Source organism: Limnohabitans sp. DM1 (assembly GCF_001269385.1).
GTDB lineage: Bacteria > Pseudomonadota > Gammaproteobacteria > Burkholderiales > Burkholderiaceae_C > Limnohabitans_A.
Genome location: NZ_CXOO01000010.1, coordinates 253040 through 279071, shown reverse-complemented (window position 1 = coordinate 279071; position 26032 = coordinate 253040). Strand labels below are relative to the sequence as shown.

Here is a 26032-nt window from a genome sequence, read left to right as displayed (position 1 = left end):
CCGATTCAGGCCTGTGGCAACAAGGCTTCACGCACCCAGGTGCTGTGAAAGCCGTGGGGCACGCGCTGCGGCAGGATGACCCGGGCCACGGGACCGTTGGCCAGCTTCTGGGCATCGATGATCCACACTTCGGAGCGTTCCTGGAGGCCGTTCCAGACAAAGCCGACCAAGTAACCGTCGTCTTCGGCTTGCGGCTTGTCGCGCGGTGCAAACGGGGCCTCGCTGAACCAGTAACCCTCGCCCGGGTGGTAGGTCACGGCGCTGCCCGTTTCCAGGTCGTACTTGGCCAGGCCCGCAAAGTGCGGTTGCTCCACGGTGCGGGCTCGCCCCATCAGCACATGGTAGGTGTAGCGGTTTTTGTAACCTTGGTACCAGGCGTTGATCATCGGAAATTCGGTGTTCAGGATGTCGTCCACCACACTCTCGCGGGTCTGGCCCGTGGTCAGGTTGAAGCGCCATTGGTAGAACTCGTATTCGGTGCCCTGTGTGCCGATGGTGAAGAGCAGACGTTTCACGTCCAGCGAGCCATCGAACTGTTTGGGCATGGCGTACGGGGTGCCGAGCATGACAATTTCGGTTTCGCCTTGGTCGTTGACCTCTTCCCAGGCATTGGCCACATGCAGCATGTAGCGCGGGTCGGCTTCGAACCAGCGGATCTGGTCCACACTGCCATGGCGGGGAATGACCGCAAAGCGGGACTTCCACTCGGGGTGAAACTCCAGGCTGTAGCGCCCGGCCTGGAGGGCTTCGGGGTTGTTGATCAGCGGGAAGTCGTGCAGGATGCTGTAGTTGGCCGTGATGGCCATGTCGTGCGGCAAACGTGGGCCTGGCAACTCGACCGGCATCAGGGTTTGCAATTGGCCACTGGCATTGACCACGCCGTAGTGCATGTAGGGGTGTTGGTTGCCATAGGCGAAAAACATGTACTCGCCCGTGCGCTCGTCCACCCGCGAGTGGGCGGAAATCTGCAGGCCCTTCAGACGCGGGTCTGGCTCCAGTTTGCCCACGGTCTCCAGGCTCAAAGGGTCGACCTGGTACACCGCGCCGCCCCGGTACCACATCGACAGCAATTTGCCGTTGTGGTACTTCACATCGGTGTTGGAGGTGTTTTTCAGGGCATGGTCTGGCAGTGCGCCCTCGGGCAATTTTTGTTTCAGCCCGGGCGCCAGGCTCTGGCCAGCGGCGCGGTCGGCCTGCAAGCCATCGGTGTTGACCCAACGGTTGCGGTAGGTCATGCGGCCTTGCTGAAAATGCACCGCGTGCAGCATGCCGTCGCCGTCGTACCAGTGGTATTTGCCTTTGGGCGTGTGCTGGGGAACAGGCCCGTTGCGCACATACAGCCCGTTGAAATCTTTCGGGATTTCACCGATGACTTCAAATTCCTGCTCCACCAACTCCTGGTCAATGGGCGCAAAGCCGCCTTGCAAGTTCGGGTTGTCAATCAGGTAGGGTGGCGTGTCCACCAATGTTTCAAGTCCCATGGCTGTCTCCTGGTCAAAAGCGTTGAAGGGGGAGGGTTTTAGGCCGGTTGTCCGGAGAGCAAGCCGCCGGGCTGCATGTCGGCCCCGCTGGCCCAGCAGGCGTGTGTGCCGCTGCACAGTTTGTGCGGCAGCTCAATGCGGCAGACCGGACCGGCTTCAAATTTTTTGGAGTCGATCAGGATGATTTCAGAGCGTTGGGTGTTCTCGTTGGTGATGAAGCTCACCAGATAACCATCGTCTTCGTCCTGCGCATTCGTGCGGGGTGCAAAGGGGGCTTCGCTGGCGTATTGACCTTCGGGCAACTGGATGGCCCAGGACTGGCCCGTGTGCAGGTCATGTTTGACATAGCCATTGAACAGGAACCAGCCGGGCACCTGCACCGCGCTGTAGGCATAACGGTAAGGACGCGTGGCATAGCGCTGGTTGAACATGCCGAATTCCAGGATGCGATCGTCCAGGCGCTTTTCGGTGGTCTGGCCTGTCTTGAGGTTGAAGCGCCAACGGTGCAGGTGGCAGCCCATTTTTCTCTGGTCCAGGTAAGACATCATGCGTTCGTAACCGGCCGGGGCGCCTTCGTAGTTGCGTGGCATCGGGTTGTCTTGAAAATACCCGTCCAGAACAATCTCATCACCCTCTTCATAGGCGTTGAGCCAGTGCAAAACAAAGGTGGGTGCCGCTTCGAACCAGCGGATGTCCTGGGTTTGACCGCGCCTTGGAATGATGGCGATGCGCGAAGGCGTGTCCTTGTAAAAACGCACCACATGCTTGCCTTGGGCCAGCAGCTCCGGGTCCCAGTACAGCGGGAAATCGTTCAGGATGGCGTAGTTTTCGGTGAAGGCCATGTCGTGCGGCAAGCGCGGACCGGGCAAGGGAATGGGCACGTAGTGCACCAGCTTGTCGTGCTTGTCGACCACGCCGTAATGCATGTAAGGCGCGTGTTTGGAGTAATTGAAAAACAGCAACTCACCTTTGTGCTCATCCACCTTGCAGTGGGCCGAAATGCCGTCCAGGGGCGACCAGGGCGGAATGCCTTCATGCTCAAGACTCAAGGGGTCCAGCCGGTAGCCTTCGCCGCATTGGTAGAAGGTGGTCAGGGCGCGTCCGGCGTGCACCACCACATCGGTGCTCGAAGAATCCTTGAGGCTGCCGTGTGCGCCCCAGCCCGCTCGCTCGGACAGGGCCGGGTCTTCCATCAAACCCGCCCACAGGGCGCGACCCGCTTCCAGTTCGGCTTGCAGGCCTTTGGTCTGGACAAAGCGGTTGCGGTAGCTGACTTTGCCGTTTTTGAAGGCGGCCATGTGCAGCATGCCGTCACCGTCAAAGGGGTGGTATTTGCCCTTTGCCTGAAACACCGGGTTTTCGGTGTTGCGCAGGTAAACCCCATCAATGTCCAGCGGAATGCTGCCCTCCAGCACCTTGAGCTCTGTGGCATTGACCTCTTCGAGCAAAGGGGTCCAGGCCCCTTGCAGGTAAGGGTGATCGCCTGGCACCAGGTCACTGGTGAGGGTGTTCACAATCTCGGTGGTCATTGCATCCCCTTGCTGATTACTGTCTCTGATGAACTCAGGTTAGGTCAGTTCAGCAGGGAAAGCAATAGGGTTTGAATGGAGGGGTAGTAACCTGGGTGACTACTTGGGTATTCTTTTGTGGCCGTTCAATGTGTGTGCAAGGCTGTGCTGCACATCTTGCTGCGCCGCGCCCACTAAAAGACGCTAACCGGCAAACTTTTTATGAATGCTTGGCTCTTACACAAAAAAACGATGACCAGGCAGGTGATGTCCTGCGTTGATCTTGTCGTCAACTCAAGAATATAAAAACTGGTATGGTATGAATTCTGTGGCCTCATTCCGAAGTATGTGAGCCGCGGTAATGAATATTCAATTCGCAATAGGAAATAATGATGAAAAAAATCACATCAACAGCCACACTGGCTTTGCTGAGTTTGGGCATGCTCGGCATTCAAGGTTGTGGTGGCGGTGGTGGAAATACCGCAAGCACTTCTGGCAACAACATTGCCCTTTCAGGAATTGCGGCGACCGGTGCGCCATTGGCCTCTGCCACGGTTCAAATTTATGGCGCAGACGGGGTCGCTTTGTTGGCAACACCTGCCACTGTTGCCACGGATGGACGCTACAGCGCGTCTATTTCGCCAACGGCCAAATTCCCATTGATCATCATCGCGGATGATGGCTCCACCAAATTGCTGAGCGTTTTGGCTGAGGCCGGTGAAACAGCAACGGCCAACATCAATCAACTGACCAACCTGATCGCAGCGCGCCTGTCGCCCACGGGAGATCCTGCCAGTTTGATCAGTGAAATTGTTGCTAAATTGGCCACGATCAACACGTCAACGTTGTCCTCTAAAAATCAGGAAATGCAAGCTGCCATCAAGCCTTTGCTGGACGCCTTGAATTTGTCATCATCGACCAATCCCCAAACTGTCAGTTTTGCCGCCAATGGCACGGGTTTTGACAAGCTACTTGATTCGCTCGATGTGAAGATCGAGCCCAAGGGCTCGTCTTCGATCATTGACTTGACTTTGCGCAAAGCCGTCAGAGAAGGCGAAGACCTTCCGAATGTCAGTTTCAGCAGCGACGCTCGTTACAAGACCTTGCCCGCGGTGAGTGCCAACGAACTGGCCCCAGATGGCTTGAGCGTCAAGCTCCAAGCCTTGCTGGATCAGATGACCAGTTGCTACGCATTGGATAAATCGATTAGAGCGAACAATGTGCAGGGGACTGCTACGGCCATTACAGCGGCGCAATGCAAGGCTATTTTTTATGGCAACGACCCAACGAAATACAGACTCAACGGAGCGGTCGTCAAGTTTGATCAGCACTTTGGCGGAATTTTCACTGCAGCCCCTGGCGTGAAATTCATTTCGCCCAAGTATTACTACACAGTCTCTGAAACGGTTGCCAATGGCGTCACAGGGCCCACTGCCGGTGACGTTGTATTTGGTTACCGCTGGCAAGATGAATACGGTAATTTCCAGTACGAGAAAAATGTGGCCAGGTTGGACCCCTCGGACAATCAATATCGCATCATCGGAAATCAGTACCTTCTTCCAGGTGGCGTGAGTCCCTATGCGCAAAGGCGAGAATTCCCCAATGATCCGACATATACCTACGACAGTGTGGGCTATGTGTTTGACTTGCCGTGCAACGATCGAACCAAGAAATGGGAGAAAGTCATCATCACCACGCCACCATTTGACGAAACGGGTGAGCGAGGCGACATCACCATGAAACCCAATGTGTCCTTGGGAGGGGTGTGCAATTACTCCTATTTCACTATTGCCAAGGACAACGTTACGCCCACTGGAACTGGATTCGTGAGGATTCAATCAAAATTCGCATCGACGCCACCTGTTGGGGTTAGTCATCCAAGCCTCAGTCCGGATAGCGCATTTTTGATGTTTGCCGACGTCGATTTTACGGACGCCGAATTGGAAAAAATTCCCCAATTTGGCACTTGGAAATATGAATACTTTTTTGAAGGAAATACGACATCTACGCCAAATGCAACTCAGTACTTCAAAACGACAGCTCGTGCTAAAACGGTGGACGGTTTTAAAAAATCAGTGCCCCTGCCCAGCTTGACATCATTACCTTCGGTGTCATACCAAGCTCAAAATGCACGAACTCTTGTTCAGCATTCAAGTATTGGGTATTTTATTCCCCAAGGTCCAAAATTTGACTTGTCTTGGACTGTTGCCAGCGACACCAATCCCTTGCTCAAAGGGACTGAGCCAGCGACTTACCGAGCCCGTATTTATGGTGCCTACGGTGATCGTACTGTTATCAATGGCAGCAGGGGGACGCGTAATGGTTATGAAGACTCTGCCGTGTTCAGGTCTTCAGCACGAATGGCATCCATTTATTGCGGTGAGCGTGCCTCTGCGCCTCAATGTGTTGAAGGGAATTTCAAGAACACCGCATATGAAACCATCATCAACGATATTGACTTGATCAGCCGGACCAGTGATGCATGGGATGCGAGCCATTTCTATACTTTTAGAAAGTATTCGAATTGATTGAGAGGCAGAGAAAGAGCCACATGTAGCTGCGCTGTCTCTGGCTTGACCCCAAACAAAGAAGCGCCGAATGCAAAGCATTCGGCGCTTTTTTTTAGCGGAGGCGGTGAGATTCGAACTCATGGACCTTTTCGAGTCGCCGGTTTTCAAGACCGGTGCAATCGGCCACTCTGCCACGCTTCCATGCATTTGCATTGAAACGGCTTAAAAAAAGCGGATTCAATTCATGCTGTTTTTACCGCTTGTGCTTGAACACATCAGCAGTCGCACAAGATGGGCTCAAGATGGGCTGAGCATGCCCCTTTTTTCAATGAAGGCCACCACCTCGGTCATGCCGTCCAGGGTTTTCAGGTTGGTCATGACCCAGGGGCGGGTTTCGGGGTTGGGGCGCATGCGCTGGGTGTCGTCGCGCATGACTTGCAAATCGGCCCCCACATGCGGGGCCAGGTCGGTTTTGTTGATGACGAACAAATCACTCTTGGTGATGCCGGGGCCGCCTTTGCGGGGGATCTTTTCGCCTGCGGCCACGTCGATCACGTAGATGGTCAGGTCGGAGAGTTCCGGGCTGAAGGTGGCGGCCAGGTTGTCGCCGCCGCTCTCGATGAACACCACATCGGCATTAGGAAATTTTTCCAGCATGCGGTCAATCGCCTCGAGGTTGATCGACGCGTCTTCGCGGATGGCGGTGTGCGGGCAGCCACCGGTTTCAACGCCCATGATGCGCTCTGCTGCAAGCGCGCCGCTCACCGTCAGCAATCGCTGGTCTTCCTTGGTGTAGATGTCATTGGTGATGGCGATCAGGTCCCAGCGCTCGCGCATGTTTTTGCACAGCATCTCGAGCAGCGTGGTTTTGCCGGAGCCCACGGGCCCGCCAATGCCCACGCGCAGGGGCGGCAGTTTTTTCGTGCGATTTGGAATGTGGTGCAGTGCTGAAGTCATGATCGGAAGATGCGGGAGTATTGGGTTTCGTGGCGGGACGACAGGATGGCCAGCATGGGGCTGAAGGCTTGGCGGTTTTCGTCGGTCGTTTGCATGGCGGTTTGCACTGCGTGCGGAATTTCGCGCGCCAGCCGCGCCAGCATGCGCTGGCCCGCGCTCTGGCCCAAGGGCACGGCCTTGAGGGCGGCTTGGGTCATGTTCTCGGCCCAGCCAAAGGCATGGGCTTGCAGGGCTTGGTCAAGCGGGGCTTGCGCCAAGGACAAGGCCAGTGCCATGGCCAGTGGGTAAGTGGTGGGCAGTCGGGCGCAGCATTGCAGCTGTGCGTCGCTGGCTTGCTGCAGGTTGCGCAGCCAGTCCAGCAAGGAGCGGCCCATCTGCTCGGTTTGCAGGCGCATCTCAGCGGTTTCGCGAGTGGCCATCACCCAATCGTTCAGGGCTTTTAGCCGGGCGGTGTCATGGCGCTGCCAGGCGGGAATGGCTTGCGCCAGCACAGCCATGTCTCCGCGAGACAGCGTCAGGTGCAGTTGGTCCACCACCCAGTCGGTGGCGCTGGCTTCGTGGTGCACCAGGCCTTGCTCGATGGCCGCTTCGAGACCCTCCGAATACGAGAAGCCGCCAATGGGCAGCGCTGGCGAGGCCAGCCAGATCAGTTGCAGCAGGCCGGAGGGCGCAGTCTCAGTGCCCATGGTTGCAATCGGGGCCGTGCACATGCGGTGCAGCAGGGGCCGCACGGACTGGGATGGCGATGCGTTTGCCAGCTGGCGGCTTGGCTGCAGGCGCTGCGTGTCCGTGTTGACATTCGGGCCCATGCACATGGGGCTCGGCTTGGGCTGCGTGCGCATGACCCGCAGGGCCGTGTTCGTGGCTGTGCTCATGCCCATGTGAGGATGCGCCATGGTCGCCATACGCACCGCTCTCAGGCTCAAAGGCTTCGGACACGGCCACCACCGTCATGTGCATGGCGCGCAGCATGTCAGCCAGTACATGGTCGGGCTCGATCTTCAGGTGGTCGGGTTGCAACTCGATGGGCACATGGCGGTTGCCAAGGTGGTAGGCGGCGCGGGTCAGGTCAAAGGGCGAGCCATGCTCGGTGCAGGCGGTGATGCGCAGCACGGCTTGTGGTGCGGCTTGCACGCGCACGAGTGAGCCGTCTTCGGCCACCAGCACATCGCCGCCGCGCACCACGGTGCCACGCGGCAAGAACACACCCAGTTGGCGGCCCGCGCTGTCGGTCGCGTCAAAGCGGCTTTTCTGGCGGGTGTCCCAGTCGAGCGTGATGGTGCTGGCGCGCTGGATCAGCACACGGGCCAGGCCACGGCCTTGGGGCATGAGTTTGGAGCAAATGATCATCAGAACAAAAAATAGCGTTGGGTCATGGGCAGGCTGGTGGCTGGTTCGCACACCAACAACAGCCCGTCAGCCCGCACCGCATAGGTCTGGGGGTCTATCTCCATGCGGGGCAGATAGGCATTGTGGACCATGTCCTGCTTGCGCACTTGGCGGATGTTTTTCACGGCGCTGAGTGTTTTGGCCAGGCCATAACGCGCCCCAACACCCGCTTGCCAACCCGCCTGCGACACAAAGGTCAGCGAGCCGCGAGACAGCGCCCCGCCAAAGCTGCCAAACATCGGGCGGTAATGCACGGGCTGCGGCGTGGGGATGGACGCATTGGGGTCGCCCATGGCGGCCAGTGCGATGAAGCCGCCCTTCATGACGATGGCGGGTTTGATGCCAAAGAACGCGGGCTTCCAGATCACCAGGTCGGCCCATTTGCCCACTTCGATGCTGCCGACCTCGTGGCTGATGCCGTGCGCAATGGCCGGGTTGATGGTGTATTTGGCGATGTAGCGCTTGACGCGAGCGTTGTCGTGTCGATCCGTGTCGCCGGGCAGGCTGCCGCGCTGCTGCTTCATTTTGTGCGCGGTCTGCCAAGTGCGGATGATGACCTCGCCCACCCGGCCCATGGCCTGGCTGTCGCTGCTCATCATGCTGATGGCGCCCAGGTCGTGCAGGATGTCTTCGGCCGCAATGGTTTCCTTGCGGATGCGGCTCTCGGCAAAGGCCAGGTCTTCGGCAATGGCCGGGTCCAGGTGGTGGCAGACCATGAGCATGTCCACATGCTCGTCGAGCGTGTTGTGGGTGTAGGGCATGGTCGGGTTGGTTGAGCTGGGCAAGAAGTTCGCCTCGCCCACCACCTTCAGGATGTCGGGCGCGTGGCCGCCGCCTGCGCCCTCGGTGTGGAAGGCGCACAGCCCACGGCCTCGGGCTGCTGCGATGGTGTTTTCCACATAACCCGATTCATTGAGCGTGTCCGAATGCAAGGCCACCTGGATGTCGGTTTCGTCGGCCACATCCAGGCAATTGCTGATCGCCGATGGGGTGCTGCCCCAGTCTTCGTGCAGCTTCATGCCAATCACGCCCGCGTTGATTTGCTCATGCAGCGCAGCGGGCAAGCTGGCATTGCCTTTGCCAAAAAAGCCCAGGTTCATCGGGAAGGCGTCGGCTGCCTGCATCATGCGCTCGATGTTGAAGGGGCCGGGTGTGCAGGTGGTGGCAAAGGTGCCGGTGGCGGGGCCCGTGCCGCCACCCATCATGGTGGTCACGCCACTGGCCAGGGCCTCGTCGATCTGCTGGGGGCAGATGAAGTGGATGTGGCAGTCGATGCCGCCTGCGGTCACGATCAGACCTTCGCAGCTGATGATCTCGGTGCCGGGGCCAATGACGATGTCCACCCCAGGCTGTGTGTCGGGGTTGCCCGCCTTGCCAATGGCGGCGATGCGGTTGCCCTTGAGGCCAATGTCGGCTTTGACGATGCCCCAGTGGTCGATGATGAGGGCGTTGGTGAGCACGCAGTCCATCGCTCCCTCTGCGTTGGTCCTTTGTGACTGCGCCATGCCGTCGCGGATGGTTTTGCCGCCGCCAAATTTGACCTCTTCACCGTAACTGCCCGCTTGGAGCGTGAAGTCTTTTTCCACCTCAATCACCAAGGCCGTGTCGGCCAGGCGCACCCGGTCGCCCACGGTGGGGCCAAAGGTTTCGGCATAAGCGCGTTTGTCGATGTGGGCCATGTCAGTTGCCTTGTGTTTTTTGCGCGTCGAGTGCGCCTTGGGTCAGGCCCCGAAAGCCGTACACCCTGCGGTCGCCCGCGTAATCCACCAGCTCCACCGTGCGTTGTTGGCCGGGCTCAAATCGCACGGCCATGCCGGAGGCGATGTTCAGGCGCATGCCGCGTGCAGCCACGCGGTCAAAGCTCAGGCCCGCATTGGTCTCGGCAAAGTGGTAATGCGAGCCCACCTGGATGGGGCGGTCGCTGGCGTTTTGCACCACCAGGGTGCAGGTGCGGCGGCCCACGTTCAGGGCGTGCTGGCCGGGGTCAATCAACAGTTCACCGGGGGTCATGCGGGCCTCACTTTTTGCCAAAGTAAACGGCCACAGCCACCAAGGCGGCAGCCACTACAAAGCCCAGCACGTCGGTGGCGTGCCAGTGGGCGCTGCCGCCCAAGCCATGGCCATCGTGGGCGAAGGCGGCAGTGGCGATGGCGGATGTGAGCATCAAGGTGATTTTTTTCATGGGGTTCTCCGGGTCTGGCTCAGACGATGGGTTGGTGCACGGTCACCAATTTGGTGCCATCGGGAAAGGTGGCTTCGACCTGGATGTCAGGGATCATCTCGGCAATGCCGTCCATCACGTCGGCACGCGTCAACACGGTGCGGCCCTCGCTCATGAGCTGGGCCACGGTCTTGCCGTCGCGTGCGCCTTCCATCACAGCGGCGCTGATCAGGGCAATGGCTTCGGGGTAGTTGAGCTTCAGGCCTCGGGCCTTGCGGCGCTCGGCCAAAAGGCCTGCCGTGAAGATCAGCAGCTTGTCTTTTTCGCGGGGAGTGAGTTCCATCTTGGTGCGCCGTGAGCGTCTTGGTGCATTGAATGGCAGGCATCAAGCAAATTTCGTGCCCTTTATAGGCAGTGCAAAAAACTCCTTAGAAAAATACGGTTTTCAGGGTTCTCCCTAGGGTTGGCACGGTGATTGCAGGTTGTCGGGCAGCGCTGTTTTTCGGTGCGTGTTTGAACAACCTTCTTTCCTGATTGGAGTGATCTCATGATGAATCGACGTGGCAACCTCAAAGCCCTTGCAACCGCAGCCGCCCTCGTGGCGGGCAGCCTGAGCTTTGCAACCCAAGCCCAAGCGCAAGCGGGCAACACCATCAAAGTCGGCGTGCTGCACAGTTTGTCCGGCACCATGGCGATTTCCGAGACGGTGCTCAAGGACACGGTGCTCATGGCCATTGATGAGATCAACGCCAAGGGCGGCGTGCTCGGTAAAAAGCTCGAACCCGTGATCGTGGACCCGGCCTCCAACTGGCCTTTGTTTGCAGAGAAAACCAAGCAGTTGCTGGGCCAAGACAAGGTCTCGGTCATCTTCGGTTGCTGGACTTCGGTGTCGCGCAAATCGGTCTTGCCGGTGGTCGAAGAAATGAACGGCTTGTTGTTTTACCCCGTGCAATACGAAGGTGAAGAGCTCTCCAAAAACGTGTTCTACACAGGCGCTGCGCCCAACCAGCAGGCCATCCCTGCAGTGGACTACCTGATGAGCAAAGAAGGCGGCGGCGCCAAGCGTTGGGTCTTGCTGGGCACCGACTATGTGTACCCCCGCACTACCAACAAAATCTTGCGCGCCTACCTCAAAAGCAAAGGCGTGGCCGACAAAGACATCGACGAAAAATACACGCCGTTTGGTCACAGCGATTACCAAACCATCGTGGCCGATGTGAAGAAGTTCTCTGCAGGTGGCAAGACCGCTGTGGTCTCGACCATCAACGGTGACTCCAACGTGCCTTTCTACAAAGAGCTCGGCAACGCTGGCTTGAAGGCCAAAGACGTGCCCGTGGTCGCTTTCTCGGTGGGTGAAGAAGAGCTGCGCGGCGTGGACACCAAGCCTTTGGTCGGTCACCTGGCCGCATGGAACTACTTCATGAGCATCAAGAACCCCGCCAACGACGAGTTCACCAAGAAGTGGGCTGCGTATGCCAAGGCCAAAAACATTGCCGGTCACAAAGACAAGCCTCTCACCAACGATCCGATGGAAGCCACTTACATCGGCATCAACATGTGGAAGCAAGCGGTGGAAAAAGCCAAGTCCACCGACACGGACAAAGTGATCGCGGCGATGGCCGGTCAGACCTTCAAGGCACCCAGCGGCATCACCAGCAAGATGGATGAGAAAAACCACCACCTGCACAAGTCGGTGTTCATCGGCGAGATCAAGGCCGACGGCCAGTTCAACGTGGTCTGGAAGACACCCGGTCCGGTGAAAGCCAAGCCTTGGAGTCCTTACATCCCCGGCAACGACAAAAAACCTGACGAGCCAGCCAAGAAGTGATCGTTTGAAGGCGTGAATGTGGATCGGAGCTGAAGCGCCGACCTGCTTGGTCTTCAGGCAGGTCGGTGGCTTTGGCCCCGACATGGACGGTGGCCAGTGGCCTGACCCGGAAATGAGCAAGATGAAACGATGGATTGTGAAAGGCGCGTTGATCGCCTGTGCCATGTGGGGTTTGACGGCCGCGCAAGCCCTGACGATGGACGAAGCCAGAGGCATCGCCGTGGGAGAAAGCGATGCACGCATCGAGGCACTTACCCAAGCCGTGGCGCAAGGCGAGGACAAAACCGCCTTGTATTTACAGGCCTTGGCAGACGATGTGGTCAAGATCGCCAATGGCCAGGTGCTGGTGGTGCGCGATGGCCAAGGCACAGACCCGGTGACTGGGCAAGCTGTGCCTGTGCCACCAGATGCCGAAGACGTGATGCTGAACAACCGCCTGCGGGGCGAGATCGACACGGCCTTGGCTGCGCTGAAGCTTTTCAGTGCGGATGTGAAGGTGCGCAGGCAAGCCGCGCTGTCGCTGCTCAAAGAGCCCGATGCCAGCCGCGCCGCTTTGCTCGAAAAAGCCTTGGCTACTGAGAAAGACCCTGCCGTTCAAAGCTTGGTGCGCCAGGCCCGTGCGGCCGCACTGCTCAGCAGCGAGATCCCAAATGACCGCTTGCTGGCCGCCCGCGAATTGGCTGACAGCCAACAGCCCGAAACCTTGCTCTTGCTGAACCAGCAACTGGCCCAAGAGCAAGAGCCTTCGGTCAAACAACAAATTCAAACTTCTTTGGCCGCAGTGCAGGGCAGCCTGCGCTGGGGCGAACGCTTGGGCACCTTGTTCACAGGGGCCAGCTTGGGCTCGATCTTGCTGCTGGTGGCGCTGGGCCTGGCCATCACCTATGGGCTGATGGGCGTCATCAATATGGCGCACGGCGAGTTGATGATGATCGGCGCCTACGCCACCTATGTGGTGCAGGCCCTGTTTCGCGAGCACCTGCCGCAGGCGTTTGATGCTTACCTGTTGGTGGCCATTCCGGTGGCCTTCATCAGCTCGGCGCTGGTGGGTGCGGTGATGGAGCGCACGGTGATCAAGCACCTGTACGGCCGACCACTCGAAACCCTGTTGGCCACCTGGGGCATCAGCCTGGTGCTGATGCAAGCCGTGCGCAGCTTGTTTGGGGCGCAAAACGTGGGTGTGGAAAACCCCTCGTGGATGAGTGGCTCGCTGCAGCTGCTGCCCAATTTGCAGCTGCCCTGGAACCGGGTGCTGATCATCGTGTTTGCCGCCGCTGTGCTGATCGGTGTGGCGCTTTTGATCAGCAAAACCCGATTGGGCTTGTTTGTGCGCGGCGTCACGCAAAACCGCCCCATGGCTTCGTGCATGGGCGTGAACACGGCCCGCATCGACACCTATGCCTTTGCACTGGGCTCGGGCATCGCGGGTCTGGCCGGTTGTGCCCTGAGCCAAGTGGGCAATGTGGGCCCTGACTTGGGTCAGAGCTACATCGTGGACGCGTTCATGGTGGTGGTGCTGGGCGGCGTGGGCCAGTTGGCGGGCACGGTGTATGCCGCGCTGGGCCTGGGTTTGGCCAACAAACTGCTGGAGGGCTGGACCGGTGCGGTGTTGGCCAAGATCGCCGTGTTGGTGTTCATCATCGTCTTCATCCAGAAGCGCCCACAAGGCATCTTCGCGATGAAGGGGCGCAGCGCTGAGGCGTGAATAGGGGCATGAACATGACGAAATTTGAACTTCCTTCTCATGCACCCTTGCTCGGACGCAAAGCCTCGACAGGCTTTGCGCTGGCTCTGATCGCGGTGGGCATTTTGGCCCCGGTGCTCAACTTGCTGGTGCCCGAGGGCAGCCCCTTGCACATGAGCGACTTTGCCGTGTCCTTGGTCGGCAAGATCATGTGTTTTGCCATTTGCGCTTTGGCCATGGACTTGATCTGGGGCTACACCGGCATTTTGTCGCTGGGCCACGGCTTGTTTTTCGCACTGGGTGGCTACGTCATGGGTATGTACCTGATGCGCCAGATCGGGCAAGACGGCAACTACAAAAGCGAGCTGCCCGACTTCATGGTTTTCCTCGACTGGAAAGAACTCCCCTGGCACTGGGCGCTGTCGGACAGCTTTGTCGCCACGCTTTTGCTGGTGGTGTTGGTGCCGGGTTTGATCGCCTTTGTGTTCGGCTACTTTGCCTTTCGCTCGCGCATCAAAGGGGTGTATTTTTCCATCATCACCCAGGCCATGACTTACGCGGCCATGCTGCTGTTCTTCCGCAACGAAACCGGCTTTGGCGGCAACAACGGCTTTACAGACTTCAAGCGCATTCTGGATTTGCCGATCGCCACACCCGGCATGCGCATGGTGCTGTTTGTATTGACGGGCTTGACGCTGCTGGGCTTTTATTTGTTCTCACGCTGGTTGGTGGGCAGCAAGTACGGTCGGGTGTTGATGGCGATTCGCGATGCCGAAACGCGGGTCATGTTCTCGGGTTATTCACCACTGCCCTACAAGCTCAGCATCTGGGTCATCTCGGCAGTGATGTGCGGTATTGCGGGCGCTTTGTACGTGCCGCAGGTGGGCATCATCAACCCGGGTGAGATGAGCGCGGCCAACTCGATCGAGATCGCGGTGTGGGCCGCCGTGGGCGGGCGGGGCACTTTGATCGGCCCCATCGTCGGGGCGTTTTTGGTCAACGGTGCCAAGAGCTGGCTCACGGTCACTGCGCCGGAGTTTTGGCTGTACTTTTTGGGGGCGTTGTTCATTGTGGTGACCCTGTATTTGCCCAATGGCGTGATTGGCTTGTGGGCCAAGCTGCGCAACAAGAAAGGCGGTGCCGCATGACGCCCGACCTGCTCCAAAAAGGCGCTGAGCGCGTTGCCCATTCGGTGCAGCAGCGTGTGCAGGCCACCGAGTCCGGTGGCCGCAGCGCAGCTTATGGCCGCGTGGTGCAAGACGCCAGCGCAGTCGATGTGACCCATGGCCGCATCTTGTATCTGGAAGATGTCAGCGTGAGCTTTGACGGCTTCAAAGCCATCAACAAGCTGTCGCTCGACATCGCGCCCGGTGAGCTGCGCTGCATCATCGGCCCCAACGGCGCGGGCAAGACCACGATGATGGACATCATCTCGGGCAAAACCCGGCCCGACGAAGGCACCGTGTTCTTTGGCAGCACCATCGAATTGCTTCGTTACAACGAACCCGAAATCGCGCAGCTGGGCATTGGGCGCAAGTTTCAAAAGCCCACCGTTTTCGAGCACCTGAGTGTGTTTGAAAACCTGGAACTCGCACTCAAGACCAACAAGGGTGTAAAAGCTTCGATGTTATTCAAGTTGGACTCGCGCCAAAGCGACCGCTTGGCCGAGGTGCTGCATACCATCCACTTGGCGGACAGTGTCACCAAACAGGCGGGTTTACTCAGCCACGGCCAAAAGCAGTGGCTCGAAATTGGCATGTTGCTCATGCAAGACCCCAAGTTGCTGCTGCTCGATGAGCCCGTGGCTGGCATGACCGACCACGAGACCGAGCGCACCGCCGAGCTGTTCCTCACGCTCAAAGGCCAACATTCGCTCATGGTGGTGGAGCACGACATGGGCTTCATCCGCACCATCTCCGACATCGTCACCGTGCTGTGTGACGGCGCGGTGCTGGCCCAAGGCACGCTCGACCAGGTGCAAGCCGACGAGCGGGTGATTGAAGTTTATTTGGGGCGCTGATGAGTCTGGTTTCTTGTAGGTCGGAGCTTTATAGATTCGGCTCGATGAAGTCTGAGTCGCGTATTCCCCGTTGGGAGGATTTTGTGGGAGCTATCCAGCCAAGCGAAAAGCCTGTGGTCCACAAGCGTCTGATCGCCAGCAGGGCTAGCTCCCACAAGGTGAAAGATTGAAGTCACCCTGCAAACTTCACAGGGCCGGATCAATAGCTGCGACAAGTGCCCTCAATGACCCTGTGTCGGACCCGAAGGTTCGACTTACTTGAAGAGTGAAACATGCTGGAAGTTAAGAATATTCACCAATACTACGGCGGCTCCCACATCCTGCGCGATGTGAGCCTGAGCGACGCACAAGGCCAAGTCACCGTTCTGCTGGGCCGCAACGGCGTGGGCAAAACCACCTTGCTCAAATCGCTCATGGGTTTGGTGCCGATCAAAAGCGGCACAGTGACCCTGAACGGCCAAGATCTGACAATCGCCAAGCCTTACGAACGCGCCGCCGCAGGCATTGGCTATGTGCCCCAAGGCCGCGAAATTTTTGCGCGCCTGACGGTCGAAGACAACTTGCTGATGGGCCTGGCCACACAACCGGGCAGCACACCGATCCCGCCCGAGTTGTTTGAACTGTTTCCTGTGCTCAAACAAATGCTGCACCGCCGAGGCGGTGACTTGTCGGGCGGTCAGCAACAACAACTGGCCATTGCCCGCGCCCTGGCCGCCAAACCACGCTTGCTGATCCTGGACGAGCCCACCGAAGGCATTCAGCCCAGCATCATCAAAGACATTGGCCGCGTGATCCGCCAACTGGCCGACGTGGGCCTGCAAGGCCAGCGCATGGCGGTGCTGCTGTGCGAGCAGTACTATGACTTTGCCGAAGAACTGGCTGATCAGTATGTGGTGATGGAGCGGGGCGAGGTGATCGCGCGTGGGCCGGGCTGCGAGATGAAGGACAAGAACATCCAGCAACTGGTGGCGATTTGAGGAGGCTGATGTTGAAGTGCTGATGGTGTAAGTCAGCTAAGCAGCGGTTGCTGCCACTTGGAAAGAGGTGCAGACAAAAAGCAGCCAGCCAAAAGCAGTCATCAAAAGCTACTCGCTCAATGTCCGCTTTCTGAACCCAGACTCCCAAATGCCCCCCATGCACAGGAATGTCAAGAAGGTCATTGAATGATCAAAGTTCAGGCACCCCATGGTGACCATCGTCTTCTTCCGATTCAGGAATTTTTTGGTCAATTTTTTCCATGTTGTCCAGTAACTTCAAAAAGTAATGAAGCGTATGGGCCATGTCGCCCATTGAGAAATCCTGCAGAGCCTGCTCGTAGTAGGCCTTGATTTTGGGTTGGGCCAGATCCATCCAGACATGCCGTCCTGACTCTGTCATCACGATCAAACGCGAACGGCGATCACGCCCGTCTGTGCTCATTTCAATGTGGCCATCACGTGTCATCCGGGTGATCAAGCCAGACAAGTTTTGTCGGCTGACCATCAGGTAACGCGCCAACTCACCAACACCCATCCCCTGCGCCGCCTCGGGCCGTGATAGCGCGCCTAGAACCGCCCACTGCTGTGTGGTCAGGCCTTCGTCCTGCACCGCTCGGCTACCTGTTTTGTGCAACATGTTGGCACATTGATACAGCTTGAAGAAAATCCTGTTGGCCAGTTCCATACGCGCTTCTTTTGCTTGTGACATAGGGTAAACGATAGGTTATTGAACACGAAAAACACTTGAGGGGGAACGGTGGAAAACCCTAGAATAAGTCAACATGTTGTCATATGTTCAGCATTCAGAATTTTCCAATCCATTTCAAATCACGGAGAAAGACATGAAAGACCTCAAAGGCAAAACAGCGATTGTGACCGGTGGCGGCGGCGGTATTGGTGGGGCCACCAGCCGCCGCTTTGCCGAAGAAGGCGCCCAGGTTGCGGTGTTCGACATGAACCTGGAAGCCGCCCAGAAAGTGGCCGACGGCATCGTGGCCGCTGGTGGCAAGGCCAAGGCTTTTGCTTGCAACATCACCGACCGTGCACAAGTTGACGCCGCGGTGGCGGCCGCTGAGGCTCAGTTGGGGCCCATCGACATTCTGGTCAACAACGCGGGCTGGGACATCTTCAAGCCCTTCACCAAAACCGTGCCCGCAGAGTGGGACAAACTCATTGCCATCAACTTAACAGGCGCGTTGCACATGCACCACGCCGTATTGCCCGGCATGGTGGCACGCGGCGGTGGTCGCATTGTCAACATCGCCTCAGACGCGGCCCGAGGTGGCTCCTCTGGCGAAGCCGTTTACGCCGCTTGCAAGGGCGGTCTGGTCGCCCTGTCTAAAACACTGGCACGCGAACACGCCCGCCACAACATCACCGTCAACGTTGTTTGCCCTGGCCCAACCGACACCGCCTTGCTCGCAGGTTTTGCCGAAGGCGCAGCCAACCCCGAAAAACTCATGGACGCCTTCAAGAAGGCCATCCCTCTGGGTCGTTTGGGACAACCCGATGACCTCGCTGGTGCCATCGTCTTCCTGAGCAGCAGCGACGCCTCCTTCATCACAGGCCAGGTCATCAGCGTGTCTGGTGGCTTGACCATGCACGGCTGATCGGCCACCCCGAAACCTTTTGGAGAACCCCATGCAATTTGAAGACATCCTGTACGAAAACCGCAACGGCGTGGCCTGGATCACGATCAACCGCCCTGAAAAGATGAACGCTTTTCGCGGCACCACCTGCGACGAGATCATCAAGGCCCTGAACAAGGCCGGATACGACCGCGACATCGGCTGCATCGTGCTGGCCGGTGCTGGTGACCGCGCTTTTTGCACAGGTGGCGATCAGTCGGCCCACGACGGCAACTACGACGGTCGGGGCACCATCGGCCTGCCGATGGAAGAGCTGCACACCGCGATCCGCGACGTGCCCAAGCCCGTGATCGCCCGCGTGCAGGGCTTTGCCATTGGCGGCGGCAACGTGTTGTGCACCATCTGCGACCTGACGATTTGCTCCGAAAAAGCCATCTTCGGCCAGGTCGGCCCCAAGATGGGTTCGGTCGATCCCGGCTACGGCACCGCCTTCTTGGCGCGTGTTGTCGGCGAGAAAAAAGCCCGCGAGATCTGGTACCTCAACAAACGCTACTCCGGTCAAGAGGCCGTTGACATGGGCCTGGCCAACATCTGCGTGCCGCACGAGCAACTCGATGCCACCGTGCAGGAGTGGGCCGAGACCATCTGCGAACGCAGCCCCACCGCCATTGCCATCGCCAAGCGCAGCTTCAACATGGACACCGCCCACCAGTCGGGCATCGCGGGCATGGGCATGTACGCGCTCAAGCTGTACTACGACACCGAAGAGTCGCGCGAAGGCGTGAAAGCTTTGCAGGAAAAGCGCAAGCCCGACTTCCGCAAGTACGCCAAGTAAACGCACAGACAGAGGACGTCAGATGAACCCGAACCCCTATATCAACGAAGATTTGCAAGCCTTGGCTGAGACCGTGCGCCGCTTTGCCGATGAAAAAATCAAACCCGGTTTTCTGGAGCGTGACAAGACGCGCGAGTTTGACCGCGCCTTGCTGCGCGAGATGGGCGATTTGGGCTTCATCTGTCCCGAGGTCCCCGAAGAGTTCGGCGGCTTGGGCATGGGCTGTGTGGCCGCAGGGGTGATCCATGAGGAAATCGCCCGCGCCGATCTGAGTTTCTCCTACCTCAACCTGCTGGCCTCGCTCAATAGCCAGATTCTCTACAAATATGGCAAGCCCGAAGTGGTGCGCCCTTGGCTCGACAAGATCCGAGAGGGCCGGGCCATTTGCGCCATCGCCCTGACCGAACCGCGCGGCGGCTCCGATGCGGCCAACCTGCGTTTGCGTGTTGAGCGGGACGGCGACTTTTATGTCATCAATGGCGAAAAAACTTCCATCTCGGCCGCCGACCAGGCCGACATCACCGTGGTCTTTGGCCGCACGGGCACACCCGAGTCGGGCGCGCATGGCGTCACCGCCTTGCTGGTGCCCATGGATACACCCGGCTTGACAACCAGTCGTTTTGACTGCCATGGCCAGCGCTCCATCGGCCGCGGCTCCATCTTTTTCGAGAACGTCCGTATACCCGTGAGCCACCGCTTGGGCGACGAGAACAAAGGCTTTGTGCAGGTCATGCACGGCTTTGACTATTCGCGCTCACTGATTGGACTGCAATGCCTGGCCGTAGCGCGTGTGGCACTCGAGGAAACTTGGGAATACATCACCCAACGCCAGGCCTTTGGCCAGCCGTTGTCGGCTTTTCAGGGCGTGACCCACCCATTGGCGCAGTACGACACCGAGGTTGAAGGCGCACGCTTGGTTTGCCTGCAAGGCCTGTGGCTCAAGGACCAGGGCCTTCCGCACTCTGCCGAGGCTGGCATGGCCAAGTGGTGGGGCCCCAAGTTGGCCTACGACGTGATCCACCAGTGCCTGCTGTGCTTTGGCCACGGCGGTTACGACCGCGGCCTGATGGAGCAACGCATGCGCGACGTGCTGGGTTTCCAGATCGGTGACGGGACCGCACAGATCATGAAAACCATCATCGCGCGTACCCGTGCGGGTCGCAAGAACGTGCCCGCCTGACATTTTGATCATCAAGAAAAACATTCAATCCCAAAGGAGACAACTATGGAATTCGATGCAGTTTTACTGCCTGCACGCCGTGACGCCATGATCGAGCAAGGCCTGTGGCATGACCGCACCATCAACCAAGACATGGACGCTTGCTTGGCGGCCTGCCCCGACAAACTGGCGCTGACCGCCTACCGCGTCGAAGCAGGCGACGTGCGCCGATTCACCTACCGTGAACTGGCCCAGATGGCCGACCGGGTGGCTGTGGGTTTGGCCCGCTTGGGCGTGCAAAAGAACGACATCGTGGCCTGCCAATTACCCAACTGGTGGCAGTTCACCGTGACCTACCTGGCGTGCTCGCGCATCGGTGCTGTCATCAACCCATTGATGCACATCTTCCGTGAGCGTGAATTGAATTTCATGCTCAAACACGGCGAGGCCAAGGTCATCATCGCACCGAAGACTTTTCGGGGTTTTGACTTCGAGCAGATGATCACCGCAATCCAGCCTAGCCTGCCGCATCTGCAGCATGTGGTAGTGATCGACGGCCAAGGCACCAACAGTTTTGAAACCCTGCTGAGTGGCCCCGCCTGGGAAAACGAGCCCGATGCTGCAAGCATCCTGAGTGCGCACCGCCCTGGTCCGGATGACATCACCCAGCTCATCTACACCTCGGGCACCACAGGTGAACCTAAAGGCGTGATGCATTCGGCCAACACCGTGATGGCCAACATCATTCCCTATGCCAAGCGCCTGCAGCTGGGTGCCGAAGACGTGGTGTTGATGGCCTCGCCCATGGCACACCAAACCGGATTCATGTATGGCCTGATGATGCCCATCATGCTCAAAGCCAGTGCGGTGTTGCAGGACATCTGGGAGCCCAAGAAGGCGGTCGAGGTGATCAACACCGAAAAAGCCAGCTTCACCATGGCCTCCACGCCGTTCTTGACAGACTTGACCCGCGTGGTGACAGAAAACAAAACACCGGTGCCCAGCCTCAAGACTTTCCTGTGTGCTGGCGCCCCGATACCTGGCCCACTGGTGGAGCAAGCTCGCGCTTCACTGGGGACCAAAATCGTATCGGCCTGGGGCATGAGTGAAAACGGGGCCGTCACACTGATCCGGCTCAATGATCCCGATGAACGCGCCTTCAATACAGATGGTCTACCCCTTCCCGGCGTTGAACTCAAGGTAGTGGAAGCCGACGCCTCGGGTCCTGCACTGCCTGCTGGCACGCAAGGCAGGTTGTATCTGCGTGCCTGCTCCAACTTTGGCGGATACCTCAAGCGACAGCACCTCAACGGCACCGACGCCGAGGGCTGGTTCGACACGGGCGATCTGGCCCGTATCGACGAGCAAGGCTACGTACGCATCACCGGGCGCAGCAAGGACGTGATCATCCGAGGCGGCGAAAACATCCCGGTGGTCGAGATCGAATCGCTTCTCTACAAACACCCTGCAGTGGCCTTGGCAGCTATCGTGGCCTACCCCGACGAACGCCTGGGCGAACGGGCTTGCGCTGTGGTGGTGACCAAGCCAGGTCAGACCTTGGACATGCCCACCATGGTCGCTTACCTCAAGGAACAAAAGGTCGCCATCCAGTACATCCCAGAGCGGCTGGAAGTTCGCCAGAGCATGCCGTCCACCCCATCCGGAAAGATCCAGAAATTCAAGCTGCGCGAGGATTTGCGCGACGGTGCAGCTTAGGACAAAGCGCTCAACTTTCAACCACCCCATCAGGAGACAAATCATGACATCCGCACCACGCTTCACACTGCGCCGCACTTTGGCGGTCGCAAGCCTCTCACTTCTTGGCCTTTGTGTCAGCGGCATCAGTCACGCCCAAAGTTGGCCCAGTAAACCCATCCGCATCGTGGTGGGTTTTGCCCCCGGTGGAACAACCGATGCCATGGCACGGCTGGTCGCTCAAGGCTTGACCGAAAGCTTGGGCCAGTCTGTCGTCATTGACAACAAGCCCGGTGCCAGCGGCAACATTGCAGCCGCAGAGGTCGCTCGCGCAACCCCTGATGGTCACACCTTGTTCATCTCACCCACATCGGTAGAAACCGTCAACCCGCACCTGATCAAATCCAACTTGCTGCCCTCCCGCGACCTCACCCCGGTCAGTGGCATCGGTAAATCGCAAATGTATTTGGTGACCAAGCCACAAAGTACAGCCAAAGATGTGCGCGAACTGGTCGCACAGGCCAAGTCCGGAAAATTGGCCTACGCCTCAGCCGGTGCTGGCACGCCCCCCCACCTGGCTTGCGAACTGTTCAAACAGGCCACCGGCACCAACATCCTGCACGTGCCCTACAAAGGGGCCGCACCGGCACTGCAAGACGTTCTGGCAGGTCAAGCCGACATGGTGTGCGACCCGGGCATTGCTTTCCCGCACATCCGCACGGGCAAGGTCAAATTGCTGGCGGTGGTGAGCGAGAAGCGCTCCCCATTTTTCCCCGATGTGCCCACCGTGGCTGAGCAAGGTTTCAAAGGGGCCAATCTGGACATCTGGTTTGGCATGTGGGCGCCCAATGGCACACCTGCAGACGTCATCGGCCGTTTGAACCGTGAGGTCGCCAAGGCCTTGGCATCGCCCACACTGAAGGCCCGCTACGCCGATCTGGGCGGCGAGAACGTTTCGCTGGACACGGCCGAATTCAAGGCGCTGCTGGCCAACGAAGGCAAAGTCCTGGGCGCTTTGATCCGCGACCAGAAAATCACCGTCGAGTAAGCAGGAGCGCAAGATGTCCGAGTCCCCCATCCTGAGCACTCGGCACGGACGTGTCGGTGTCATCACCCTGAACCGTCCCGCCCAGCTCAATGCGCTCAACGACGCCTTGATGGACGCGCTGGGCCATGCGCTGCTGAGTCTGGATGCTGACCCGGACATCGGCGCCATCGTCATCACCGGCAGCGACAAGGCTTTTGCCGCCGGTGCCGACATCGCCGTGATGGCCGACTGGTCCTACATGGATGTGTTCCAAAGTGGCTTCATCACCCGCAACTGGGAAACCATTCGTCAAGTACGCAAGCCGGTGATTGCGGCCGTGGCGGGCTACGCCATGGGCGGCGGCTGCGAGTTGGCCCTGGCCTGCGACATCGTGATCGCGGCCGAGTCGGCGCAGTTTGCCCTGCCCGAGATCAAGCTGGCGATGCTGCCCGGTGCAGGTGGCACCCAACGCCTGCCGCGCGCCATCGGCAAAGCCAAAGCCATGGACATGTGCCTCTCGGCCCGCATGCTGAATGCCGATGAAGCCGACCGCTACGGCCTGGTCTCGCGCGTGGTGCCCGATGCCGAGCTGCAGGCCGTGACGCTGAAGCTGGCCACGCAGATTGCGGGCTACTCGCTGCCCGCCTTGATGGCCATCAAGGAGTCGGTCAACCGCGCCCACGAGGCCAGCCTTACAGAAGGCATTTTGTTCGAGCGCCGTGCGCTGCACGCCCGCTTCGCCAGCGCCGACGCCCATGAAGGCATGCACGCCTTCCTCGACAAACGAAAACCCGTTTTCCAGCACCGTTAACCCCACTTTGACCATGGCCCTCGACTCCGAATCCTTTGACCTCCTGCTGCCCACCCTCCAGCGCTTCATCCGCGAGCGCTTGATCCCAGCCGAAAACCACCTCGAAGAGCACGACGACGTGCCACTGGACATCGTTCAGGACATGAAGGACATGGGCCTGTTTGGTCTGACCGTACCCGAGGAGTTTGGCGGCATTGGTCTTTCGGTCAGCCAAGAGGTGCTGGTCAACTACGAGCTCGGCCGCACCGCGCCCGCCTTCCGCTCGGTCTTTGGCACCAACATCGGCATCGGCTCGCAAGGCATCCTGATGGACGGCACGCCCGAGCAAAAAGCCGCCTACCTGCCCCGCGTGGCCAGCGGCGAGCTGATCATGTCCTTCGCACTGACCGAACCCGATGTCGGCACGGACGCCGCATCGCTCAAGACCCGCGCCGAACTCGACGGCGACCACTATGTGCTAAGCGGCACCAAGCGCTACATCACCAACGCACCACGTGCCGGGGCCTTCACCCTGATGGCGCGCACCGGCGGCCCGGGGGCCAGTGGCGTGTCGGCCTTCATCGTGCCGGCCGATCTGCCGGGCATCAAGCTGGGCAAGCCCGACAAGAAAATGGGCCAACGCGGCACCAAGACCTGCGACGTGATTCTGGAGAATGTGCGCGTGCCCGCCGCCAACATCATCGGCGGCGTGCCCGGCCAAGGCTTCAAGACCGCCATGAAAGTGCTGGACCGTGGGCGCCTGAACATCTCGGCCGTCTCCTGCGGACTGGCCTCGCGCATCCTGGACGAAGCCCTCACCTACGCCCGCGACCGCAAACAGTTTGGCAAACCAATTGGCGAGTTCCAACTGATCCAGGCCATGCTGGCTGACAGCCAAGCCGAGCTGCTGGCGGGTTGGTCGCTGGTCAAGGACGTGGCCGCACGCTTTGACCTCAAGCCGCCGCATGTGTCCGACCCCGAAATTTCGATGCAGGTGTCATGCGCCAAGCTGTTCTCCACCGAGATGGTGGGCCGCGTGGCCGACCGCGGCGTGCAGATCCACGGAGGGGCAGGCTACATCAACGAATACCCGGTCGAGCGCTTTTACCGTGACGCCCGCCTGCTGCGCCTGTACGAAGGCACCACGCAGGTGCAGCAAATCATCATCGGCCGCGAACTGTTGCGCGCGGTCTGACACCTGACCTTTAACCCTGCGAACTCATATGGCCAACCCTAAAAACACCTTCAACTGGGAAGATCCCTTCAACCTCAGCGCCCAGCTCACCGAAGACGAGCGTCAGGTGCAGGAAGCCGCCCGCGCCTATTGCCAGGAAAAGCTGCTGCCCCGCGTGAAAGACGCGTTTCTGAATGAAACCACCGACGTGTCCATCTTCCGCGAGATGGGCGAGCTGGGCCTCTTGGGCCCGACCATCCCCGAGCAGTACGGCGGCGCAGGCCTGAACTACGTCTGCTACGGCCTGGTGGCTCGCGAGGTCGAGCGCGTGGACAGCGGGTACCGCTCCATGATGAGCGTGCAGTCGTCCCTCGTGATGGTGCCGATCAACGACTTCGGCACCGAAGCCCAAAAACAAAAATACCTGCCCAAGCTGGCCCGTGGCGAGTGGATCGGCTGCTTCGGACTGACTGAACCCAATCACGGCTCCGACCCCGGCAGCATGATCACCCGCGCCAAAAAGGTCGACGGCGGCTACAGCATCAGCGGTGCCAAGATGTGGATCACCAACAGCCCCATTGCCGACGTGTTCGTGGTCTGGGCCAAGGACGATGGCGGCCAGATCCGTGGCTTCATTTTGGAAAAAGGCTGGAAAGGCTTGTCCGCACCCGCCGTTCACGGCAAGGTCGGTCTGCGTGCTTCTATCACCGGCGAGATCGTCATGGACGAGGTGTTTTGCCCCGAAGAAAACGCCTTCCCTGAAGTGCGTGGCTTGAAAGGCCCCTTCACTTGCCTGAACAGCGCCCGCTACGGCATCGCCTGGGGCGCCTTGGGCGCTGCTGAAGACTGCTACGCCCGTGCCCGACAGTACGTGATGGACCGCCAGCAGTTTGGTCGCCCCCTGGCCGCCAACCAGCTGATCCAGAAGAAACTGGCCGACATGCTGACCGAAATCAGCATGGGCCTACAAGGCTGTCTGGCATTGGGCCGCATGAAGGACGCGGGCAACGCCCCGGTCGAAGTGACCTCCATCCTCAAGCGCAACAGCTGCGGCAAGGCCCTGGACATCGCCCGCCTGGCGCGCGACATGATGGGCGGCAATGGCATCAGCGCCGAATACGGCGTGGCCCGCCACCTGGTGAACCTGGAAGTGGTCAACACGTACGAAGGCACACACGACGTGCACGCCCTGATCCTGGGCCGTGCCATCACGGGTATCCCGGCTTTCGCTAACTGATTCACACGGAG

Annotated in this window: 24 protein-coding genes and 1 tRNA gene; 14 read left to right on the top strand and 11 right to left on the bottom strand. The window is 59.2% G+C overall.

Annotated elements, in window-relative coordinates; translation table 11 throughout:
• Nucleotides 1–5 precede the first annotated feature (5 nt).
• The gene (locus tag AMM33_RS02525; RefSeq protein ID WP_090138445.1) at nt 6–1481 is read right to left on the bottom strand and encodes a carotenoid oxygenase family protein; all 1476 of its coding nucleotides are present in this window, start codon (nt 1479–1481) and stop codon (nt 6–8) included.
• Between the two features lie 38 nt (nt 1482–1519).
• The gene (locus tag AMM33_RS02520; protein WP_090138443.1) at nt 1520–3010 is read right to left on the bottom strand and encodes a carotenoid oxygenase family protein; all 1491 of its coding nucleotides are present in this window, start codon (nt 3008–3010) and stop codon (nt 1520–1522) included.
• 371 nt (nt 3011–3381) lie between these two features.
• Between AMM33_RS02520 and AMM33_RS02515 the strand changes: the two genes are divergently transcribed.
• Nucleotides 3382–5517 carry a hypothetical protein gene (locus tag AMM33_RS02515; RefSeq protein WP_090138441.1) on the top strand — a complete coding sequence of 712 codons (2136 nt, stop codon included), beginning with the start codon at nt 3382–3384 and terminating at the stop codon, nt 5515–5517.
• Nucleotides 5518–5615: 98 nt separating this feature from the next.
• Here AMM33_RS02515 and AMM33_RS02510 read toward each other — a convergent pair.
• From AMM33_RS02510 to ureA, 8 genes are all read right to left on the bottom strand, one after another.
• A tRNA-Ser gene (locus tag AMM33_RS02510) sits at nt 5616–5700 on the bottom strand.
• 96 nt (nt 5701–5796) lie between these two features.
• Nucleotides 5797–6456 (bottom strand): urease accessory protein UreG, encoded by a 660-nt coding sequence (ureG, locus tag AMM33_RS02505; protein ID WP_090138439.1) that lies wholly within the window; start codon nt 6454–6456, stop codon nt 5797–5799.
• Nucleotides 6453–7142 carry an urease accessory protein UreF gene (locus AMM33_RS02500; RefSeq protein WP_090138437.1) on the bottom strand — a complete coding sequence of 230 codons (690 nt, stop codon included), beginning with the start codon at nt 7140–7142 and terminating at the stop codon, nt 6453–6455. The genes ureG and AMM33_RS02500 overlap by 4 nt, the downstream gene beginning before the upstream one ends.
• Nucleotides 7132–7806 carry an urease accessory protein UreE gene (gene ureE / locus AMM33_RS02495; RefSeq protein WP_090138435.1) on the bottom strand — a complete coding sequence of 225 codons (675 nt, stop codon included), beginning with the start codon at nt 7804–7806 and terminating at the stop codon, nt 7132–7134. The genes AMM33_RS02500 and ureE overlap by 11 nt, the downstream gene beginning before the upstream one ends.
• On the bottom strand, nt 7806–9524 hold the full coding sequence (gene ureC / locus AMM33_RS02490; RefSeq protein ID WP_090138433.1) for an urease subunit alpha: 1719 nt from the start codon (nt 9522–9524) through the stop codon (nt 7806–7808). The genes ureE and ureC overlap by 1 nt, the downstream gene beginning before the upstream one ends.
• A 1-nt stretch (nt 9525) precedes the next feature.
• On the bottom strand, nt 9526–9855 hold the full coding sequence (locus tag AMM33_RS02485; protein ID WP_090138431.1) for an urease subunit beta: 330 nt from the start codon (nt 9853–9855) through the stop codon (nt 9526–9528).
• Nucleotides 9856–9862: 7 nt separating this feature from the next.
• Nucleotides 9863–10027: a hypothetical protein gene (locus tag AMM33_RS21710; RefSeq protein WP_194945186.1), complete on the bottom strand. Its 165-nt coding sequence runs from the start codon at nt 10025–10027 to the stop codon at nt 9863–9865.
• A 19-nt stretch (nt 10028–10046) separates the two neighbouring features.
• A complete protein-coding gene (gene ureA / locus AMM33_RS02480; RefSeq protein ID WP_090138429.1) occupies nt 10047–10349 on the bottom strand; it encodes an urease subunit gamma in 303 nt (100 codons plus the stop codon).
• A gap of 207 nt (nt 10350–10556) precedes the next feature.
• On the opposite strand from ureA, the gene urtA reads away from it, so the two are divergent.
• The 5 genes from urtA to urtE all read left to right on the top strand — a co-directional run bounded on the left by urtA (nt 10557) and on the right by urtE (nt 16515).
• A complete protein-coding gene (gene urtA, locus AMM33_RS02475) occupies nt 10557–11834 on the top strand; it encodes an urea ABC transporter substrate-binding protein (RefSeq protein ID WP_090138765.1) in 1278 nt (425 codons plus the stop codon).
• A gap of 121 nt (nt 11835–11955) precedes the next feature.
• Nucleotides 11956–13539, top strand: a complete 1584-nt coding sequence (gene urtB, locus AMM33_RS02470) for an urea ABC transporter permease subunit UrtB (RefSeq protein WP_090138762.1) — start codon at nt 11956–11958, stop codon at nt 13537–13539.
• A gap of 14 nt (nt 13540–13553) precedes the next feature.
• Complete coding sequence (urtC, locus tag AMM33_RS02465; protein WP_090138761.1) at nt 13554–14666, top strand: urea ABC transporter permease subunit UrtC; 1113 nt, start codon at nt 13554–13556, stop codon at nt 14664–14666.
• Nucleotides 14663–15538, top strand: a complete 876-nt coding sequence (gene urtD, locus AMM33_RS02460; protein WP_090138427.1) for an urea ABC transporter ATP-binding protein UrtD — start codon at nt 14663–14665, stop codon at nt 15536–15538. Before urtC ends, urtD begins: the two co-directional genes overlap by 4 nt.
• 272 nt (nt 15539–15810) lie before the next feature.
• Nucleotides 15811–16515 (top strand): urea ABC transporter ATP-binding subunit UrtE, encoded by a 705-nt coding sequence (urtE, locus tag AMM33_RS02455; RefSeq protein WP_090138425.1) that lies wholly within the window; start codon nt 15811–15813, stop codon nt 16513–16515.
• Nucleotides 16516–16705: 190 nt separating this feature from the next.
• Here urtE and AMM33_RS02450 read toward each other — a convergent pair whose 3' ends face one another.
• Nucleotides 16706–17224 (bottom strand): MarR family winged helix-turn-helix transcriptional regulator, encoded by a 519-nt coding sequence (locus AMM33_RS02450; RefSeq protein ID WP_228767905.1) that lies wholly within the window; start codon nt 17222–17224, stop codon nt 16706–16708.
• Between the two features lie 133 nt (nt 17225–17357).
• On the opposite strand from AMM33_RS02450, the gene badH reads away from it, so the two are divergent.
• Genes badH through AMM33_RS02410 form a run of 8 tightly spaced genes read left to right on the top strand, consistent with a single transcriptional unit; the run spans nt 17358 to nt 26021 of the window.
• Complete coding sequence (gene badH, locus AMM33_RS02445; RefSeq protein WP_090138759.1) at nt 17358–18125, top strand: 2-hydroxycyclohexanecarboxyl-CoA dehydrogenase; 768 nt, start codon at nt 17358–17360, stop codon at nt 18123–18125.
• Nucleotides 18126–18156: 31 nt separating this feature from the next.
• Nucleotides 18157–18939, top strand: coding sequence for a 2-ketocyclohexanecarboxyl-CoA hydrolase (gene badI, locus AMM33_RS02440; protein WP_090138421.1), 783 nt, complete (start codon nt 18157–18159; stop codon nt 18937–18939).
• 22 nt (nt 18940–18961) lie between these two features.
• Nucleotides 18962–20119 (top strand): cyclohexanecarboxyl-CoA dehydrogenase, encoded by a 1158-nt coding sequence (aliB, locus tag AMM33_RS02435; RefSeq protein WP_090138419.1) that lies wholly within the window; start codon nt 18962–18964, stop codon nt 20117–20119.
• Nucleotides 20120–20164: 45 nt separating this feature from the next.
• The gene (gene aliA / locus AMM33_RS02430; protein ID WP_090138417.1) at nt 20165–21814 is read left to right on the top strand and encodes a cyclohexanecarboxylate-CoA ligase; all 1650 of its coding nucleotides are present in this window, start codon (nt 20165–20167) and stop codon (nt 21812–21814) included.
• A 43-nt stretch (nt 21815–21857) separates the two neighbouring features.
• On the top strand, nt 21858–22841 hold the full coding sequence (locus AMM33_RS02425) for a Bug family tripartite tricarboxylate transporter substrate binding protein (protein ID WP_090138416.1): 984 nt from the start codon (nt 21858–21860) through the stop codon (nt 22839–22841).
• A gap of 13 nt (nt 22842–22854) precedes the next feature.
• Entirely contained in the window at nt 22855–23631 is a 777-nt protein-coding gene (locus AMM33_RS02420; protein WP_090138414.1) for an enoyl-CoA hydratase, read from the top strand.
• A gap of 13 nt (nt 23632–23644) precedes the next feature.
• Nucleotides 23645–24805 (top strand): acyl-CoA dehydrogenase family protein, encoded by a 1161-nt coding sequence (locus AMM33_RS02415; protein WP_090138412.1) that lies wholly within the window; start codon nt 23645–23647, stop codon nt 24803–24805.
• Between the two features lie 28 nt (nt 24806–24833).
• The gene (locus AMM33_RS02410; RefSeq protein ID WP_090138410.1) at nt 24834–26021 is read left to right on the top strand and encodes an acyl-CoA dehydrogenase; all 1188 of its coding nucleotides are present in this window, start codon (nt 24834–24836) and stop codon (nt 26019–26021) included.
• Nucleotides 26022–26032 lie beyond the last annotated feature (11 nt).

What these genes read in the sequence shown, in the direction of transcription:
- AMM33_RS02525 (WP_090138445.1), bottom strand. Translation starts at nt 1,481, where the DNA reads ATGGGACTTGAAACATTGGTGGACACGCCACCCTACCTGATTGACAAC.
- AMM33_RS02520 (WP_090138443.1), bottom strand. Translation starts at nt 3,010, where the DNA reads ATGACCACCGAGATTGTGAACACCCTCACCAGTGACCTGGTGCCAGGC.
- AMM33_RS02515 (WP_090138441.1), top strand. Translation starts at nt 3,382, where the DNA reads ATGAAAAAAATCACATCAACAGCCACACTGGCTTTGCTGAGTTTGGGC.
- ureG (WP_090138439.1), bottom strand. Translation starts at nt 6,456, where the DNA reads ATGACTTCAGCACTGCACCACATTCCAAATCGCACGAAAAAACTGCCG.
- AMM33_RS02500 (WP_090138437.1), bottom strand. Translation starts at nt 7,142, where the DNA reads ATGGGCACTGAGACTGCGCCCTCCGGCCTGCTGCAACTGATCTGGCTG.
- ureE (WP_090138435.1), bottom strand. Translation starts at nt 7,806, where the DNA reads ATGATCATTTGCTCCAAACTCATGCCCCAAGGCCGTGGCCTGGCCCGT.
- ureC (WP_090138433.1), bottom strand. Translation starts at nt 9,524, where the DNA reads ATGGCCCACATCGACAAACGCGCTTATGCCGAAACCTTTGGCCCCACC.
- AMM33_RS02485 (WP_090138431.1), bottom strand. Translation starts at nt 9,855, where the DNA reads ATGACCCCCGGTGAACTGTTGATTGACCCCGGCCAGCACGCCCTGAAC.
- AMM33_RS21710 (WP_194945186.1), bottom strand. Translation starts at nt 10,027, where the DNA reads ATGAAAAAAATCACCTTGATGCTCACATCCGCCATCGCCACTGCCGCC.
- ureA (WP_090138429.1), bottom strand. Translation starts at nt 10,349, where the DNA reads ATGGAACTCACTCCCCGCGAAAAAGACAAGCTGCTGATCTTCACGGCA.
- urtA (WP_090138765.1), top strand. Translation starts at nt 10,557, where the DNA reads ATGAATCGACGTGGCAACCTCAAAGCCCTTGCAACCGCAGCCGCCCTC.
- urtB (WP_090138762.1), top strand. Translation starts at nt 11,956, where the DNA reads ATGAAACGATGGATTGTGAAAGGCGCGTTGATCGCCTGTGCCATGTGG.
- urtC (WP_090138761.1), top strand. Translation starts at nt 13,554, where the DNA reads ATGACGAAATTTGAACTTCCTTCTCATGCACCCTTGCTCGGACGCAAA.
- urtD (WP_090138427.1), top strand. Translation starts at nt 14,663, where the DNA reads ATGACGCCCGACCTGCTCCAAAAAGGCGCTGAGCGCGTTGCCCATTCG.
- urtE (WP_090138425.1), top strand. Translation starts at nt 15,811, where the DNA reads ATGCTGGAAGTTAAGAATATTCACCAATACTACGGCGGCTCCCACATC.
- AMM33_RS02450 (WP_228767905.1), bottom strand. Translation starts at nt 17,224, where the DNA reads ATGTCACAAGCAAAAGAAGCGCGTATGGAACTGGCCAACAGGATTTTC.
- badH (WP_090138759.1), top strand. Translation starts at nt 17,358, where the DNA reads ATGAAAGACCTCAAAGGCAAAACAGCGATTGTGACCGGTGGCGGCGGC.
- badI (WP_090138421.1), top strand. Translation starts at nt 18,157, where the DNA reads ATGCAATTTGAAGACATCCTGTACGAAAACCGCAACGGCGTGGCCTGG.
- aliB (WP_090138419.1), top strand. Translation starts at nt 18,962, where the DNA reads ATGAACCCGAACCCCTATATCAACGAAGATTTGCAAGCCTTGGCTGAG.
- aliA (WP_090138417.1), top strand. Translation starts at nt 20,165, where the DNA reads ATGGAATTCGATGCAGTTTTACTGCCTGCACGCCGTGACGCCATGATC.
- AMM33_RS02425 (WP_090138416.1), top strand. Translation starts at nt 21,858, where the DNA reads ATGACATCCGCACCACGCTTCACACTGCGCCGCACTTTGGCGGTCGCA.
- AMM33_RS02420 (WP_090138414.1), top strand. Translation starts at nt 22,855, where the DNA reads ATGTCCGAGTCCCCCATCCTGAGCACTCGGCACGGACGTGTCGGTGTC.
- AMM33_RS02415 (WP_090138412.1), top strand. Translation starts at nt 23,645, where the DNA reads ATGGCCCTCGACTCCGAATCCTTTGACCTCCTGCTGCCCACCCTCCAG.
- AMM33_RS02410 (WP_090138410.1), top strand. Translation starts at nt 24,834, where the DNA reads ATGGCCAACCCTAAAAACACCTTCAACTGGGAAGATCCCTTCAACCTC.